This is a genomic window from Nocardiopsis codii, from assembly GCF_036327455.1.
GTDB classification, from domain to species: Bacteria; Actinomycetota; Actinomycetes; order Streptosporangiales; family Streptosporangiaceae; genus Nocardiopsis; species Nocardiopsis codii.
The window spans coordinates 73,016-88,355 of record NZ_JAUZMY010000018.1 but is presented as its reverse complement, the minus strand read 5'-3'; the positions used below and the strand labels follow the sequence as shown (position 1 = coordinate 88,355).

Genomic DNA, 15,340 nt, shown 5'->3' with positions numbered 1-15,340 from the left:
GCTCCGCGCGGGTCAGGCGGGCAGGGAGCCCCGGCGTTTGCCGTACCCGGACGGTCCATGGGATCCGTCCAGGGCCGCGACCGGGTAAGGCTTGTGCCATGGAAAACCACGACGACCGCATCCGAGTGCGCGGGGCCCGCATCCACAACCTGAAGAACGTGGACGCGGAACTCCCGCGTGACGCGCTGGTCGCCTTCACCGGCGTCTCCGGGTCCGGCAAGTCCTCGCTGGCCTTCGGAACCCTGTACGCCGAGTCCCAGCACCGGTACCTGGAGTCCGTCGCACCGTACGCGCGGCGCCTGCTCCAACAGCTGCCGGCCCCCGAGGTGGACGACATCACCGGGATGCCCCCGGCCGTGGCGCTCGCCCAGCCGCGCACCGCGCCGTCGGTCCGCTCCACCGTGGGCACCCTCACCACGGTCTCCAACACGCTGCGCATGCTCTTCTCCCGTGCGGGGGCCTACCCGCCCGGCGCGGACCGCCTGGACTCCGACTCCTTCTCCCCCAACACCGTGGTCGGGGCCTGCCCCGTCTGCCACGGCGAGGGGGTCGAGCACGAGGTCACCGAGGAGTCGCTGGTGCCCGACCCCGCGCTGAGCATCGCCGGGGGTGCCGTCGCCTCCTGGCCGGGGGCCTGGCAGGGCAAGAACCTGCGCGACATCCTCGACACCCTCGGCTACGACATCCACCGGCCCTGGCGGGAGCTGCCCCGGGAGGAGCGCGAGTGGATCCTGTTCACCGACGAACAGCCGGTGGTGACCGTCCACCCGGTCCGGGAGGCGGGCCGCGTGCACCGGAGCTACCAGGGCAAGTACAGCAGCGCCCGGCGGCTGGTGCTCAAGGCGTACGCCTCCTCCGCCAGCGAGTCGCGGCGCCGGCGGGCCGCGGAGTTCATGGTCGACCGGACCTGCCCCGAGTGCGACGGAAGGAGGCTGCGCCGGGAGGCGCTGCTCGTCACCTTCGCCGGTCACACCATCACCGAGATGGCGGGACTGCCCCTGACCGAGCTGGTCGCCCTGCTGCGCCCCTGGCGGGAGGACACGGGGGCGGCCGGGGCCCTGGCCGGGGAGATCACCGGCAGGGTCGAGGTCCTGGAGGAGCTGGGCCTGGGATACCTGAGCGTGGACCGCCCGGCTCCGACCCTGTCCACCGGTGAGTTCCAGCGGATCCGGCTGGCCACCCAGCTGGGTACGGGCCTGTTCGGCGTGGTCTACGTCCTGGACGAACCCTCGGCGGGCCTGCACCCGGCCGACTGCGAGGCGTTGTCGGGGATCCTCCGCCGCCTGCGGGACGGGGGCAACACCGTCTGCTTCGTCGAGCACGACCTGGACATCGTGCGCGGGGCCGACTGGATCGTGGACGTCGGTCCGGAAGCGGGTGAGCACGGCGGACGGGTTCTGTACAGCGGCCCGGTGGCGGGGCTGCGCGACGTTCCGGAGTCGGTGACCCGCCGCTACCTGTTCCACGACGCCCTGCCGGAGAGACGTCCCCGACCGCCCCGCGGGCGACTGGAACTGCGTGGGGTCACCCGCAACAACCTTCGCGGACTGGACGTCGACGTCCCCCTGGGCGTGTTCACCGCCGTCACCGGGGTGTCCGGTTCGGGCAAGTCCACCCTGCTGTCGGCGATCGGGGAGCGGGCCGCCGAGCACGGGCGGGCGGTGTGGGTCAGCCAGCAGCCGATCGGGCGGACCCCGCGCTCCAACCTGGCCACCTACACCGGGCTCTTCGACACGGTGCGCAGGCTGTTCGCCGGCACCGACGAGGCCCGGTCCCTGGGGTACGGGCCGGGACGGTTCTCCTTCAACGTCGTGGGCGGCCGCTGCGCGACCTGCGAGGGGGAGGGGTTCGTGTCGGTGGAGCTGCTGTTCCTGCCCACCACCTACGCCCCGTGTCCCACCTGCGGCGGGTCGCGCTACAACGACGACACCCTCCGGGTGCGGTACCGGGGGCGCACCGTCGCGGACGTGCTGGCGATGTCGGTCGAGGAGGCGGCGCGCTTCTTCACGGAGGAGCCGTCGGTGCTGCGGTCGCTGGAGACCCTCGCCGGGGTCGGGCTGGGCTACCTGCGCCTGGGGCAGCCCGCCACCGAACTCTCCGGCGGCGAGGCCCAGCGGATCAAACTGGCCACCGAGCTCCAGCGCCGCCGCGTCGCCGACTCGGTCTACCTGCTCGACGAGCCGACCACCGGGCTCCACCCCTACGACACCGACGTCCTCATGGGCCGCCTGGCGGAGCTGGTCGGGGCCGGTGCCACCGTCGTGGCCGCCGAGCACGACATGCGGGTGGTGGCCACCGCCGACCACGTCATCGACCTGGGACCGGGCGGCGGCTCCGAGGGCGGCCGGATCGTCGCCCAGGGGGGTCCGTCGAGGATCACCGCAGCGCCGGACAGTCGGACCGGCGCCTACCTGAAGGGGCTGCTGTGATGCGCCGCGCTCTCTACCTCCCGCCGTTCGGGGAGCTCGCCCACCCGAACGTGCTCGCCGATCTCGCCGCCTCGGCCGAGGGGGCCGGTTTCGACGGCGTCTTCCTGTGGGACCACGTCGTGCGCCCGCTCAACCCGGACCTCCCGGTCTGCGACCCCTGGATCGCGCTCGCCGCCATGGCGTCGCGCACCGAGCGGATCACCCTGGGCACCCGGGTCACCCCGCTCTCCCGCCGCAGACCACAGGTGGTGGCGCGGCAGTCGGTCGCCCTCGACCAGCTCAGCGGGGGGCGTTTCGTCCTCGGAGTGGGCCTGGGCGGGGACAACGGCGGAGAGCTCGGCAGCCTGGGAGAGGTCACCGGCCTCCGGGCCAGGGCGGAGATGCTCGACGAGGGTCTGGAAGTCCTTCAGCGGCTCTGGAGCGGTGAGGAGGTCCACCACGAGGGTCCCCACTACAGGGTGGACGGCCTGCGGTTCCTGCCCCCGCCGGTCCGACGGTCGGGGATCCCGGTGTGGGTCGCTGCCCAGTCCACGAAGGCGGCTCCGCTGCGCCGTGCGGCCCGGTTCGACGGCCTGTGCCCGGAGGTCCCACCGGAGGAGCTCCGCGAGATGCTGGCCGTCGTCGCGGACCACCGGGGCGGCCTCGGCGGCTTCGAGGTCGCCGCGGGCGGCCCGCCCGACGGGGACCCGGAACCCTACCGTGAGGCCGGTGCGACATGGTGGCTGGTCCAGTTCCCCGAGGTGACCGCGCGCGGTGAGGTGGAGGAGGCCATCGCGGGGGCGGCTCTCCACGGAGGGGCCTGACGCCTCCCGATCGGGAGGAGCACCCGCTCCGGACGTCCCGAGGGGATGAGATCCGGGGGGACGTCCCCGCCCACCCGAGGTGGACGGGGACGTCCGACGGAAGCGGTGCCCGCCGCCGCCAACCGTCTCCGGGCGGGCCCGGCACCGGAGAACGGCCGGCAGATCCCGAGGGCGGGGAGAGGTCGGATGTCCTATCGGACCTCAACCGTGCCCACGGAACGGGGAGCGTGTTGCTACGCCACCTTCTTCACGAACGCGGTCATGATCTGAGCGCCCGCGGAACCGGTGATCGGCGTTCCGGAGTTCGCGGTCGACCCCTGGGCCTTCCGACAGGCGAGAACCGCCGCGACGGTCTTGGAACCGTAGTCGCCGTCGATCTTGCCGGGCGTGTGGCCCGCACGTTCGAGCAGCTCCTGCAGGTACGCCACACTCTCGCTCTTGTCACCTTGCTTGAGTCCGATCATGTCACTCTCCGTTTCTGCAGGTGGGACTCTTGGAGACCCACGATGTGGTATTGCTGCAGGTCACGGGCCTTCATGTTGCGGATGGTGGCCCAGCGTGACAATAGTCCGGTGGATGGGTCGGAGCACCGGAGTACGGTCCGTGTCGCGTACCGGGTGGCCCGGTGCCGCGCTGCGGGGAGGCGCTCCCGGGGCGGGCCGCAGGGCGAAGGCCCCGGTCCGCGGGCGCTCGCTGTCACCCGGGCGGAGCCTCTGCCGCGGAGACCGGAGACCGGAGACCGGAGGGCGGCGACGGCGCGGGCCGCTCCGGTGCCCCGCACCACCCGGCCGGAGCCGACACGCCGTGCCCGCCACATCCTCGGGCCGTCGGCGTGTTCCGGGGCGGTGCGCCGCCCGGACGGCACGGGGGACGGGCGCCGGGGCGCGGCGGCCCTCCACGGCCCGTCCCGGAGCCCACCTCCCGTGTTCACCGGGGCACGAGTCTCAAGGTCGCCCCACGAGCGGTGGGGGCGACCATCGGATCGACGTAGGCACGGCTGTACCGGCCGTACTTGTCCTCGTAGGCGGCGTCGATCCGGCCGAGCACGTCGGGCTCGGTCTCCGCGCCGAAGACCACGTCCTTGTCCACACCTCCGGACTCGATGTGGCCCCGCCCGCTGCTCTCGGCGGCCGCGAACCACTTTCCGGCGTGTCCGCGGTAGGAGCGCACATAGAGGTCGTCACCGACCTGCACCACCCAGATCGGGGTGGTGCGGGCCGGCGATCCGTCGGCGTGCTCCGGTGTGATCCTCAGTTCGTCGGCTGCGCCGATCCGGTCCAGTTCCTCGTCGTTCCAGGCCACGGTACGTCTCCTTCACCGGTTGAACGGGCACGGCAGGATGTCTCAGACGCGTGTGCTGGTGCGCGCGCCGTGGTACTCCTCGTCGGTGACGTGGTCGAGCCAGGTGGTCTCCGGTCCGGAGTCGGGCCCGGGGTTCTCCCACAGGGCCAGGTGGACCATGAACCGGTCGGGGGCGGCCCCGTGCCAGTGCTCCTCGCCGGGCGGGGTGTAGACCACGTCCCCGGGGTGGGCCTCCAGGATCGGCCCGCCGCGGGACCGGACCAGGGCCACGCCCTCGACGATGTAGAGGGTCTGTCCCAGGCCGTGGCTGTGCCAGGCGGTGCGCGCACCGGGAGCGAACTTGACGGTGTTGGCGCGTGCGCGCGAGGGCTCCTGCCCGCTGTAGATGACGTCCCACCAGGCGTCCCCGGTGAAGAACTCTGCGGGTGCCTTGCTGGTCGCGGGTTGCCGGAGCAGTTCCATGGTTCTCCCTCTGATCGGCAGCGGGATCGTGAACCCCCGTGGTGAGCGGTCCCGGGGTCCGCCGCGTGCTCGGTCGCCGGAGGCGGGTGCCACGGGTGTTCTTCCTCGCCGCGCGCGCGGGTATGCCCGGCCCGCGAAAAGTTGGGGAGGCACATACCCGCCCCTGGTCCGGAACCCGCCCCCGGAGCGCGCGCGCTCGCCCCGCGGCCCGGGCGCCCCGCGGGTTCCGGGCCGGACGGGGCGGCGCGACCGCCCGGCGACCCGCGCCGGACCCGTCCGGCCCCCAGGCGTCCCTGACGGGTTCTGACAGGCCCTCCCACGGTCACCGCCCCGGCTGTTTGACTGCTTGCGAGGGCGGTCGGCGCACACGCGCCCGCCCTCCCGACCCGTCGCGCGAACGGTCATCGCCGCGCGCCGCGCGGTCGGCGGCACACCCATCGCACGCACATCCCTAGGAGATCCATGTCCTCCGTTCGCGCCTACACGGCCACCTCGCCGACCGCGCCGTTGGCGCCGGGCACGATCGAGCGCCGGGAGGTCGGCCCCAAGGACGTCCTCATCGACATCGCCTACGCCGGCATCTGCCACTCCGACATCCACACCGTCCGCGGGGACTGGGGCCAGGTCCCCTACCCGTTGACCGTCGGCCACGAGATCGCCGGAGTGGTGGCCCGGGTCGGCTCCGAGGTCACCCTCCACGAGGTCGGCGACCGGGTCGGTGTGGGCTGCATGGTCGACTCCTGCCGCGAGTGCGCCAACTGCCTGGCCGGAGCCGAGCAGTACTGCCTGCGCGGGTTCACCGACACCTACAACGGCACCGACCGGGACGGCACGGTGACCCAGGGCGGCTACTCCGAGCGCGTCGTGGTCGACGAGCACTTCGTCCTGCGCATCCCCGACGCCATCCCCTTCGAGAAGGCCGCACCGCTGCTGTGCGCCGGGATCACGACCTACTCGCCGCTGCGGAACTGGAACGCCGGGCCGGGCAAGAAGGTCGCCGTCGTGGGCCTGGGCGGCCTCGGCCACATGGCCGTCAAGATCGCCCACGCCATGGGCGCCGAGGTGACGGTGCTCTCCCAGAGCCTGAAGAAGCGCGAGGACGGCCTGCGGTTCGGCGCCGACCACTACCACGCCACCGGCGACCCGGCCACCTTCGAGCGGTTGGCCAACACCTTCGACCTCATCGTCAACACCGTCAGCGCCTCCATCGACATGGACGCCTACCTGAACCTGTTGACCCTGGACGGCACGATCGTCAGCGTGGGCGCCCCGCCCGAGCCTGTGCCGGTGACCCTGTTCACGCTGTTCGAGAACCGGCGCTCCTTCGCCGGTTCGAAGATCGGCGGCATCGCCCAGACCCAGGAGATGCTCGACTTCTGCGCCGAGCACGGCATCGCCCCGGAGGTCGAGATCATCGGCGCGGACGGGATCAACGACGCCTGGGAACGGGTGCTGGCCTCGGACGTGCGGTACCGGTTCGTCATCGACACCTCCACCCTGGCCACCGGCTGACCGGAGCGGAGACCGCGGTGGGGCCCCCCCCCCCCCGCCGGGGGCCGCCCGCGGGCGGCCCCGGTCCCACGTCCTACTGGCAGGCCTCGCACTCGGGGTCGTCGATGGAGCAGGCCTGGCCGTCCACGATCTCGAACTCGTCCTCGACCTCGGTGTTCACGGCGGGCGCCGCGACCGGCTCGGGAACGGGGGCGGGCGCGGGAGCCGCCGCCGGGGCGCTGCTCGCGACCGGGGTCGCCGCGACCGCGTTCAGGCGGCCGTCGGTGCCCTTGAGCGTGCTCTTCTCCACGTGCGTGGCGCTCTGCGAACGCAGGTAGTAGGTGGTCTTGAGACCGGAGCGCCAGGCGCGGCGGTACAGGGTGTCGAGCTTCCTGCCGCTCGGGGCCGCCATGTACAGGTTCAGGGACTGGGCCTGGTCGATCCACTTCTGGCGGCGCGAGCCCGCGTCCACCAGCCACTCGGGGTCGACCTCGAACGCGGTCGCGTACAGGGCCTTGAGGTCGTCCGGGACGCGGTCGATGGCGCCGAGGCTGCCGTCGTGCATCTTCAGGGCCGAGACCATGTCGTCGTCCCACAGGCCGCGCGCCTTGAGGTCCCGGATCAGGTACGGGTTGACGACGGTGAAGTCGCCGGACATGTTCGACTTGACGTACAGGTTGCGGTAGAGCGGCTCGATCGACTGGCCGACACCGGTGATGTTGGCGATGGTCGCGGTGGGCGCGATCGCCATCACGTTGGAGTTGCGCATCCCGGTCGACTTCACGCGCTCGCGCAGGGAGTCCCAGTCCAGGGTCTCGCCGCGGTCCATGTCGAGGTCGCCGCCGCGCGAGTCCGCGAGGAGCCGCAGCGAGTCGATCGGCAGGACGCCCCGGCTCCACAGCGAACCCTCGAAGGACTCGTAGGAGCCGCGCTCTGCGGCCAGCTCCATGGAGGCCTCGATGGCGTAGTAGCTGATGAGCTCCATGCTCTCGTCCGCGAACGTCACAGCGCCCTCGGAGGCGAAGGGGGTGCGCAGCTTGAACAGGGCGTCCTGGAAGCCCATGAGGCCGAGCCCGACGGGGCGGTGGCGCAGGTTCGCGCGGCGCGCCTCGGGGATCGTGTAGAAGTTCACGTCGATGACGTTGTCGAGCATGCGCACGGCGGTGCGGACGGTCCGGCGCAGGCGCTCGGCGTCCAGGCCGTCGGGGCCGACGTGCTGGGCCAGGTTGACCGAGCCCAGGTTGCAGACGGCGACCTCGTCGGCGCTGGTGTTCAGCGTGATCTCGGTGCACAGGTTGGAGGAGTGCACGACGCCGACGTGCTGCTGCGGCGAACGCAGGTTGGACGGGTCCTTGAAGGTGATCCAGGGGTGGCCCGTCTCGAACAGCATGGTCAGCATGCGCCGCCACAGGTCGACCGCGGGGAGCTTCTTGGCGACCTTGATCCGGCCCGCCTCGGCGGCGGCCTCGTACTTCTCGTAGGCCTCGGCGAAGTCGGTGCCGTACTTGTCGTGCAGGTCGGGGACCTCGTCCGGCGAGAACAGGGTCCAGCTGCCGCCCTGCTCCACACGCTGCATGAACAGGTCGGGAACCCAGTTCGCGGTGTTCATGTCGTGCGTGCGGCGGCGGTCGTCACCGGTGTTCTTGCGGAGGTCGAGGAACTCCTCGATGTCGATGTGCCAGGTCTCCAGGTAGGCGCACACGGCGCCCTTGCGCTTGCCGCCCTGGTTGACCGCGACGGCCGTGTCGTTGGCGATCTTCAGGAACGGGACGACGCCCTGGCTCTTGCCGTTGGTGCCGCGGATGTGCGAGCCGAGGCCGCGCACCGGGGTCCAGTCGTTGCCGAGCCCGCCGGAGTACTTGGACAGCATCGCGTTGTTGCTGATGCCGTGGAAGATGGCCTGGAGGTCGTCGCCGACGGTGGTGAGGAAGCAGGAGGACAGCTGCGCGCGCACCGTGCCGGCGTTGAACAGGGTGGGCGTGGAGGCCATGAAGTCGAACGAGGACAGCAGCTCGTAGAACTCGATGGCACGGGCCTCGCGGTCGTCCTCGTTGAGGGCCAGACCCATGGCGACGCGCATGAAGAACGCCTGCGGCAGCTCGTAGCGGACCTCGTCGCTGTGCAGGAAGTAGCGGTCGTAGAGGGTCTGGATGCCGAGGAAGGTGAACTGCTCGTCCCGCTCGGGGTACAGGGCGGCGCCGAGCCGGTCCAGGTCGAACCCGGCGAGCGCGGGGTCCAGCTGGCCCAGGTCGATGCCGCGGCGGACGTAGGCGGCCAGGTAGGCGGCGTAGCGCTCGCCCATCTCGGACTGCCCGGCGGCGTCGGGGGCGCCGCTGATGAAGGTGAGGGCCTCACGGCGCAGCTTGTCCAGCAGCAGGCGGGCGGCCACGAACGAGTAGTCGGGGTCCACCTCCACGAAGCTGCGGGCGGCCATGACCAGGGCGAGCTCGACCTCGGAGTCGGGGATGCCGGGGTAGAAGCCGCGGCGGGCCTCGGTGAGGACCTTCTCCGCCGAAACACCGGTGAGCCTGGCACAGGCCTCGGTCACGACGTGCTCGATCCGGTCGATGGCGGCGGGGGGCGCGCCCTCGTTGGTCGGCTCGGGCCGAACGGATACGGGCACGGCCTCGACGTCAAGGGTCATACAGCGGCTCCAACCTCGGTAGAAGAGTCCCGGCGGGGAGGGGACACGATAAGCAAGGTGCGCGGCACGCACCGGTGGACCGACGCACCGGGTGCGTGCGGTCGTCTGACCGGTGGGTCGCGGCGGCTCACCCTCGAAGCCCCGTCGTCGGCGCACGCTCGCGTGCGCACCGGCGGCAGGTCTTCGGGCTCGTGGGCGACCTACGCACCGTCGCTTCCCAGGGCCTTCGGGGGTCCCCGGTGCCTGTGACGGCTTCGTTCCCACATACCGCTGCGGGGCAGCCCCGGCTTCACACCGGGTTCCCTCTTGCCTCACCCCGAGGGGTGAACCACCAGCGGGACAGATACTACATCTAGGGGGCCCCGCGTTGGAACACCGCAAGATGATGGCGTGTCACCGATTTCTCGGATTCTTCGACGATCGTCGAACACACGCGCGGGCCGTGGTATGCGGGGGCCGCGAGCGCCCGGTTCAGGGGGATTGCGCGCCTCGTCGGGGCAGCTGGGAGGCGACCGGACACAGCCTAGATCGTCGCCGGGGCTCCCCGGGACCGCGCGGGTCCTCCGACGGGCCTCCGAACGTCCGGAATCCCGTCTCCGAAGCGGTTCGGACCGTACCGGACGACTCGGCGCCGCAGACCACACCGCCGTATCGGCGGCGGTCGGTGACGGGCCGGGGCGCCCGGACGGTGATCTGTCCGGGTGCCGCTCCGGGCGTGTCGGAGGGACGCCCGCACGTAGGAAAGCTCACTCCGCGGACGCCGACGCGGGCGTCCCCGGCCCGAACCTCCGGTGGGGGTGGCCCGGGCCGCCGCCGTACGGCGGCGGAGGTCACTCCTCGTCGAGTCTGCTGTCCAGCTGGTCCTCCGCCAGACCGAGGTCGGTGCGGATGCGGAACCTGATGCGCAGGAGCTCCACCAACAGGTCGCGGACGTAGGGCGAGGACTCCTGGTCGAGGAAGCGGCGCGCACCGACCGTCGCCCACCGTTCCGCGCCCTCCAGGTCGTCGTGCGCGTACAGTGCCTCGGCGACGTGGATGAAGGTCTGGAGTCCGGGCGGTTCCTCGCCCTCCAGGCGTGTGAGGTGGACGTAGGCCTGGTCGACCTCGTCCAGTTGCAGGAGCGCGCCGGCGCTGAGCGCCCGGGCGTCGATCACCGTGGCGCCGCCGTCGTCGATCGCCCGCTGGTAGGCCGCGCAGGCGCGCTCGAACTCCTGGGCGATCTCCCACTGCTCGCCCGCGCGCACGAACAGCTCGGCGCGCGAGACCTCGCTCCCGGCGTCGACCCGGTTGGCCAGGTCCAGCAGTTGGGCGGCGACCCGTCCGTGCTCACCGGACCGGACAGCGTGGAATTCCCAACGGTCGAGTTCAGCCGTCGTCACGTGGGTCAAGCGCATCGCCCCCATCCCCTACTCGCACTCCCGCGCCCCGTCAGGACCTGGCCCGCTCCAGGGCCTGCCAGAAGCCCTGGCGCAGCCCGTCGCGGACCTCGTCGCGCAACAGGTGGTCGATCGGCAGCGAGGAACCCTGGAGCAGACGCGCCTCCAGATCGGAGGGCATCCTGGGCCTGCGGGCGAGTACGGCCTCCACCCACAGAGCGGGCGCCTCGCGAGCGATCGACTCCGCGAAGTCGTTCCCTTCCTTGTGCGCAACATGCACCGCTTCGTCAACGGTATGCGCGGCGGGGCGTGTCTGCTGGGGATATCCAGGACTGGGACGGGATTCCTGGTAGCCGCCGGGACTGAACCGGTCGGCTGGTTCGGGACCAGTACGTGGCTGCCCCCCGTAGGGGGAGGCTGCCCCACCGCGGTGAGCGGTGTCAGTTTCCGTACTGGTCCCATAGGTAGGGTTTGCGTCGGCCGCTCCCCCGTATCCGGAACTGTCCCCCCCGCCGTAGCGCGGATCCTGACGTGGGTCCTGGGGTGGCGCGTTTCTCGGCGGTGGCGCGTGGCCGGGTTGGCCGTCCGGGGCGAACGAGCGCTGCGCCCCGGTGCCGGAGGCGAAGGACTGCTGGGGTCCCGTGCCGTTGAAGGACGGCTGCGGACCGGTCATCGGCTGCCCCTGGCCGGGCACCGACCTGCCCGGAAGGCCGTAGCCCCCCTGGTCGGCCCCCCGCATCGACGGGTGGCCCTCGGTGACGGGGTAGCCCTGCTGCCCGTTCTGTGCGGGGTGCCCCCCGGTCATCGGGCCGCCGGGGTAGGAGCCGTTGCCTCCCACGCCGGGCGGGGTCTGCCCACCGGACGGGAACCCGTTGGCGTCGATGCCGCCGGGCTGCTGGCCGCTGTCACCGCCCGGCCCGGCGAGGTGGTCGCCGCCGCGCTGCTGGGCGAGGGACCTGCGCATGGCGCGCAACTGGTCCATGGCGCTGCCCTGGGGAACGGGCTGGCCGCCGGTTCCCGCGAACATCGCCTCCAGGCCCCCGCTGGGGGAGCCCGCCGGGTCGACCCTGCTGCCGCCGGACTGCGCCGCGACGGGCTGCCTCGGGGTCTCGGGCGCCGACCGGGCGCGGCCGTTGGCGAACGGAGTGGTGGTCTTGGCCGCGGTCTCCTGGGGGGAGCCGCCGCTGGAGAGCAGGTTGACGTGCGGGCGCAGATGGCCCGCCCCGATCTCGATGAGGTCGTCGCACTCCCGGCGCAGGGCGCGGGAGATGGTCCAGTTGCCCTCGACGGAGATGTGCACGACGGTGACGCGCACGCCCATGTCCTGGACGTCGGCGACGACGGACGCCATGTCCTCGTCACCGCTGACCAGGACGGCGTCGCACAGGACGCCGGTACGGGCCAGCGTGGTGATGTCGCGCTGGACGTAGCTCTCCACGCCCTCGCGTCGACCGGGCCGTATCCTCGCGGCTCGGAACTTGATGCCGGGGATGTCGGCGATGCCGTCCTGTTCCTGGGAGCGCCGGTCGTCGGCGACGGCCTCGTACCAGTAGCAACGCAGCAGCGGAAGACCGGTGCGGTCCCGCGCCACCTCGTTGAGGAACTGGACGAGTCCGGAGTAGTCCCAGGAGACGGAGTCCCGGTTGCGGGTTCCGTGCACGGCCATCGCGCCGTCCGCGAGAAGGTATCCCGCGTCAACGAACAACGCGCAGCGGTCCACGTGACACCGCCCCCTTCCCTTTTGACTCTGGGGCCATATCCATGACCGGGGCACAGCCTAGCCAAGTCTGTCTCGTTTTGCGTGCCCTCCGTGAATACGCAAAGTCATGAGGTCACTACGCACAGGCGACCCCCCGGGGCGGATGGGGCTTCCCAGCCCCTCGGGCCAGGTTCGGAGCGCGGCGCGAATACCGGACTTCAGGTACGCATCGGGGCGGTCACCGCCACGACTCCCACCAGTACGGCGTCCTGCTCGGTGAGGATTCGGATATCCGTTTCCCGACCGAGTACCGCGTCGAATCGGACGACGTCGGTGCCGAAGGTGAGGGGGTCCCCCACCGCCCCGCGGGCCGAACCGGCGAACGCGTTGTCCGCCTCCCCGTACCCGCTGCTCGGCGCGACCACCTGGCCGTCCACCGTCACCCTGTCCCCCCGCAGGTCGGCGTCACCCTCCCAGGCCACCACGTCGACGTGCGAGGGGACCGCGGCGGGCAGCAGCCCCGACACCGGGAAGGACATGCCCGTGTCGTCCCGGAAGACGGCCCCGGTGTCGTCGAGCACCATCGCCTGGTTGTAGGAGCCGATGCCCGGGTCCTCCAGGACCACCACCAGGCTCCACCCGGCGTACACGCCCCGGCCCTCCCTCGCCGGTACGTCGCCCACCCACCACTGGCCGCCGCCCTGCGCCCGCACGAGGTCGGTGACGTCGGCGAACGCCTGGTAGGCGGGGTAGGCGGGCAGGTCCGCCACCTCCGTGTCGGTGGCGGCCACGGTCCGGTACTCCGTCATGCCCGGCCCCTTGACCCGGGCGGTGGGGGAGTCGGGGGCGCCCGCCGCCGAGAAGTACAGGCCCGCCCAGCGGACCGCGCCGCCTTCGGGGAGGTCCCAGGTCGCGGCGCTCGACGAGGTGGTGGTGGGGTCCTGGTCGTCGTCCAGCGGCGCCATCACCCAGTTGTCGTTGTCGCGGTGCCGCCCCTCACGGAGACGGGCCTCGGCACAGGGGCCGCCCGGAGTCTGCGCCCCCGCCCCGGGAGTCGGGGACGGGCCGGGGGCCGCCTCCGGGGACGGCTCGTTCCCGTGGCCGCCCTCCTCCGCGTCCTCCGCCGTTTCCGTGGGCGGATCGTTGTCCGGCGGGACGTCGGTGACGTCAGGCGCCCCCTCGCCCCCCTGGCCCCCGGGGTCCACTTCCCCCTCGGGGGGCACGTCCGCCTCGGGCTCCGTCGCCACCGGTTCCCGCGGAGCGCGGGACAGGTCGGCGTCCGGGGCGGTCGGCACGTCGGCGCCGGTGTCGGCGCCGTCGGGGAGCACCCCGGTCTCCGGGACGGCGTCGGGAACAGTGCCGGGGACCTCCGGCCATTCCGGCCAGGGCCAGGGCCACGGCCAGTGCCCTCCCGGAGGCCGTTCCGGCTCGACACAGGTCATCAGCGCGTTGCCGACGCTCTCGGTCCGTACCCGGCCCGCCGTCGCGTAGCGCGCGGTCACCCCCTCGGAGGTCACCCCCCGCTCCCCTGTCGCGCTGGCGGCCACGCGGCCGGAGGACACCGTCACCGACGCGGGGACGCCGACGTCGGCTCCGGCGTCCACGCGCACGTCGAGGAACTGCGTGCTGTTCTGCCCGGCCGACATACGCGGGTGCACGCACTCTCCGCCGCCACTGCCCGACGAGCAGCTCCAGTCCCCGTTGCCGGCCGCCATGGGGACCGCGCTCCCGGCACCGCCGGAGGAGACCATCTCGACCCCGGGCGGCAGGGTGATCATCGCGATGACGTCGTCGGCCGTGGGGGCACCGATGTTGCGCACGTCCAGGACCATGATCCCGTCGCTGCCGGGGAGGAGCGCGCCGACCGGGTCGATACCCGCCGCGAACAGCGGTTCGGGGGCGTCCTCGGGCACCTCCTCTTCCGGGACGTCGGCCGGCGGCGGGGCCGCTTCCGCCGGCGGGGCCGGCGCCTCGGGGCGGTCCGGGGCCTCCGGGGCCTCCGGACGCTCCGGGGCGTCCGGCGCGGCGGGAGGCGGGGCGTCCGCGGGCGGGGCGCCGGGAGGCGTGTCCGGAGGCGTGTCCGGAGGCGTGTCCGGTGCGGGCTCCGCGGGCGCTGGAACAGGTTGCTCCTGCGGGGCCGCGACCGGGGGCGGGTCGTACGGTGTCGCCGGCTGTTCCCCGCCGACCAGGGCGAGGGCGACCGCGACCGCCACACCGGCGGCGGCCGCGCCCCCCGCCGTCACCTGCTGTTGGCGGCGCGACATACGACCCCACCAGGCGCCCGTGGCGGTGCCGGCCGGGGTGAGGGCGAGGTAGCCCGCCGCACCGGAGCCGACCACGAGCGGAAGAACGATCCCGCGCAGGCCGACGTTGACGTCCATCAGTTCCGCGTACACCTCGCGGCAGTCCGCGCAGACGTCCATGTGCGTGTCGACCTTGGCGGTGTCCCGTTTGGACAGCCCTCCCCGGACGTAGCCGCCGAGGAGCCCGAGGGTCGGGCGGCACGCCTCGGCGGCGGCGCCGCCCGCCAGGTGCATCTGGAGGTAGGCCTGCCTGAGCCCCTCCCGCGCCCTGTAGGCGAGGGCGGCGACGCCGTTGGGGTTCATGCCGAGCAGGGGCGCGGCGTCGGCCGGCTTGGTGCCCTCGATCTCCGTGTGCCACAGGACGGACTGCCACCGCTCGGGCAGGGAGAGGAACGCGCGGGCGATCAGGGACCGCTCCAGTCCCTCCAGCGCCGGATCCACGAAGGGCTGGCCGGGGTCGAAGCTCTCCATGTCGTCCGTGACGAGCTGGCGCTTCTCCCCCCGCCCCCGGTCGTAGGCGGCGTTGCGCACGGCGGTGAGCAGGTAGGGGCGGAAGGAGTCCTCGGGGCCCTTGCCCCGCTGGATGACGCTGAGCACCCGGGTGAACGCCTCGGCGACGGCGTCCTCCGCCTCCGCCTCGCCCCGCAACAGCTGCCTGGCCAGTCCGCGCGCCGACACCACGTGCCGCTCGTACAGAGTCGCGTAGGCGGCGGTGTCCCCGCCACGCACACGCTTGATGACCTCAGCGTCACCAAGGAGTACCTCTGTGTGGTTTCTGTCGGCGTCGGGCACCGAGGTCCTCTCACTAGATCCCGTCACAAGCCAGGAAGA

The 15,340-nt window shown here is 72.5% G+C and carries 10 protein-coding genes and 1 riboswitch; of the genes, 3 read left to right on the top strand and 7 right to left on the bottom strand.

Annotation, left to right across the window (positions count from 1 at the left end):
* Positions 1-98 precede the first annotated feature (98 nt).
* Positions 99-2,429, top strand: coding sequence for an excinuclease ABC subunit UvrA (locus tag Q8791_RS18590; protein ID WP_330093004.1), 2,331 nt, complete (start codon positions 99-101; stop codon positions 2,427-2,429).
* Positions 2,429-3,232 carry an LLM class flavin-dependent oxidoreductase gene (locus tag Q8791_RS18585; protein WP_330093003.1) on the top strand — a complete coding sequence of 268 codons (804 nt, stop codon included), beginning with the start codon at positions 2,429-2,431 and terminating at the stop codon, positions 3,230-3,232. The genes Q8791_RS18590 and Q8791_RS18585 overlap by 1 nt, the downstream gene beginning before the upstream one ends.
* Positions 3,233-3,465: 233 nt before the next feature.
* Here Q8791_RS18585 and Q8791_RS18580 read toward each other — a convergent pair whose 3' ends face one another.
* The 3 genes from Q8791_RS18580 to Q8791_RS18570 all read right to left on the bottom strand — a co-directional run bounded on the left by Q8791_RS18580 (position 3,466) and on the right by Q8791_RS18570 (position 4,996).
* The gene (locus Q8791_RS18580) at positions 3,466-3,696 is read right to left on the bottom strand and encodes a peptidoglycan-binding domain-containing protein (protein WP_330093002.1); all 231 of its coding nucleotides are present in this window, start codon (positions 3,694-3,696) and stop codon (positions 3,466-3,468) included.
* Between the two features lie 463 nt (positions 3,697-4,159).
* On the bottom strand, positions 4,160-4,534 hold the full coding sequence (locus tag Q8791_RS18575) for a DUF2255 family protein (protein ID WP_330093001.1): 375 nt from the start codon (positions 4,532-4,534) through the stop codon (positions 4,160-4,162).
* A 42-nt stretch (positions 4,535-4,576) separates the two neighbouring features.
* Positions 4,577-4,996 carry a (R)-mandelonitrile lyase gene (locus Q8791_RS18570; protein WP_330093000.1) on the bottom strand — a complete coding sequence of 140 codons (420 nt, stop codon included), beginning with the start codon at positions 4,994-4,996 and terminating at the stop codon, positions 4,577-4,579.
* A gap of 462 nt (positions 4,997-5,458) precedes the next feature.
* Between Q8791_RS18570 and Q8791_RS18565 the strand changes: the two genes are divergently transcribed.
* Positions 5,459-6,508: an NAD(P)-dependent alcohol dehydrogenase gene (locus Q8791_RS18565; RefSeq protein WP_330092999.1), complete on the top strand. Its 1,050-nt coding sequence runs from the start codon at positions 5,459-5,461 to the stop codon at positions 6,506-6,508.
* A 73-nt stretch (positions 6,509-6,581) separates the two neighbouring features.
* Here Q8791_RS18565 and Q8791_RS18560 read toward each other — a convergent pair whose 3' ends face one another.
* The 4 genes from Q8791_RS18560 to Q8791_RS18545 all read right to left on the bottom strand — a co-directional run bounded on the left by Q8791_RS18560 (position 6,582) and on the right by Q8791_RS18545 (position 15,301).
* Positions 6,582-9,131 carry a ribonucleoside-diphosphate reductase subunit alpha gene (locus Q8791_RS18560; protein ID WP_330092998.1) on the bottom strand — a complete coding sequence of 850 codons (2,550 nt, stop codon included), beginning with the start codon at positions 9,129-9,131 and terminating at the stop codon, positions 6,582-6,584.
* Between the two features lie 157 nt (positions 9,132-9,288).
* Positions 9,289-9,479: riboswitch (cobalamin riboswitch) on the bottom strand.
* 482 nt (positions 9,480-9,961) lie between these two features.
* Entirely contained in the window at positions 9,962-10,534 is a 573-nt protein-coding gene (locus tag Q8791_RS18555; RefSeq protein ID WP_330092997.1) for a hypothetical protein, read from the bottom strand.
* Positions 10,535-10,559: 25 nt separating this feature from the next.
* Positions 10,560-12,227, bottom strand: a complete 1,668-nt coding sequence (locus Q8791_RS18550) for an NYN domain-containing protein (RefSeq protein WP_330092996.1) — start codon at positions 12,225-12,227, stop codon at positions 10,560-10,562.
* A gap of 197 nt (positions 12,228-12,424) precedes the next feature.
* Positions 12,425-15,301, bottom strand: a complete 2,877-nt coding sequence (locus tag Q8791_RS18545; protein ID WP_330092995.1) for a sigma-70 family RNA polymerase sigma factor — start codon at positions 15,299-15,301, stop codon at positions 12,425-12,427.
* Between the last annotated feature and the right edge of the window lie 39 nt (positions 15,302-15,340).

What these genes read in the sequence shown, in the direction of transcription:
- Q8791_RS18590 (WP_330093004.1), top strand. Translation starts at nt 99, where the DNA reads ATGGAAAACCACGACGACCGCATCCGAGTGCGCGGGGCCCGCATCCAC.
- Q8791_RS18585 (WP_330093003.1), top strand. Translation starts at nt 2,429, where the DNA reads ATGCGCCGCGCTCTCTACCTCCCGCCGTTCGGGGAGCTCGCCCACCCG.
- Q8791_RS18580 (WP_330093002.1), bottom strand. Translation starts at nt 3,696, where the DNA reads ATGATCGGACTCAAGCAAGGTGACAAGAGCGAGAGTGTGGCGTACCTG.
- Q8791_RS18570 (WP_330093000.1), bottom strand. Translation starts at nt 4,996, where the DNA reads ATGGAACTGCTCCGGCAACCCGCGACCAGCAAGGCACCCGCAGAGTTC.
- Q8791_RS18565 (WP_330092999.1), top strand. Translation starts at nt 5,459, where the DNA reads ATGTCCTCCGTTCGCGCCTACACGGCCACCTCGCCGACCGCGCCGTTG.
- Q8791_RS18560 (WP_330092998.1), bottom strand. Translation starts at nt 9,131, where the DNA reads ATGACCCTTGACGTCGAGGCCGTGCCCGTATCCGTTCGGCCCGAGCCG.
- Q8791_RS18555 (WP_330092997.1), bottom strand. Translation starts at nt 10,534, where the DNA reads ATGGGGGCGATGCGCTTGACCCACGTGACGACGGCTGAACTCGACCGT.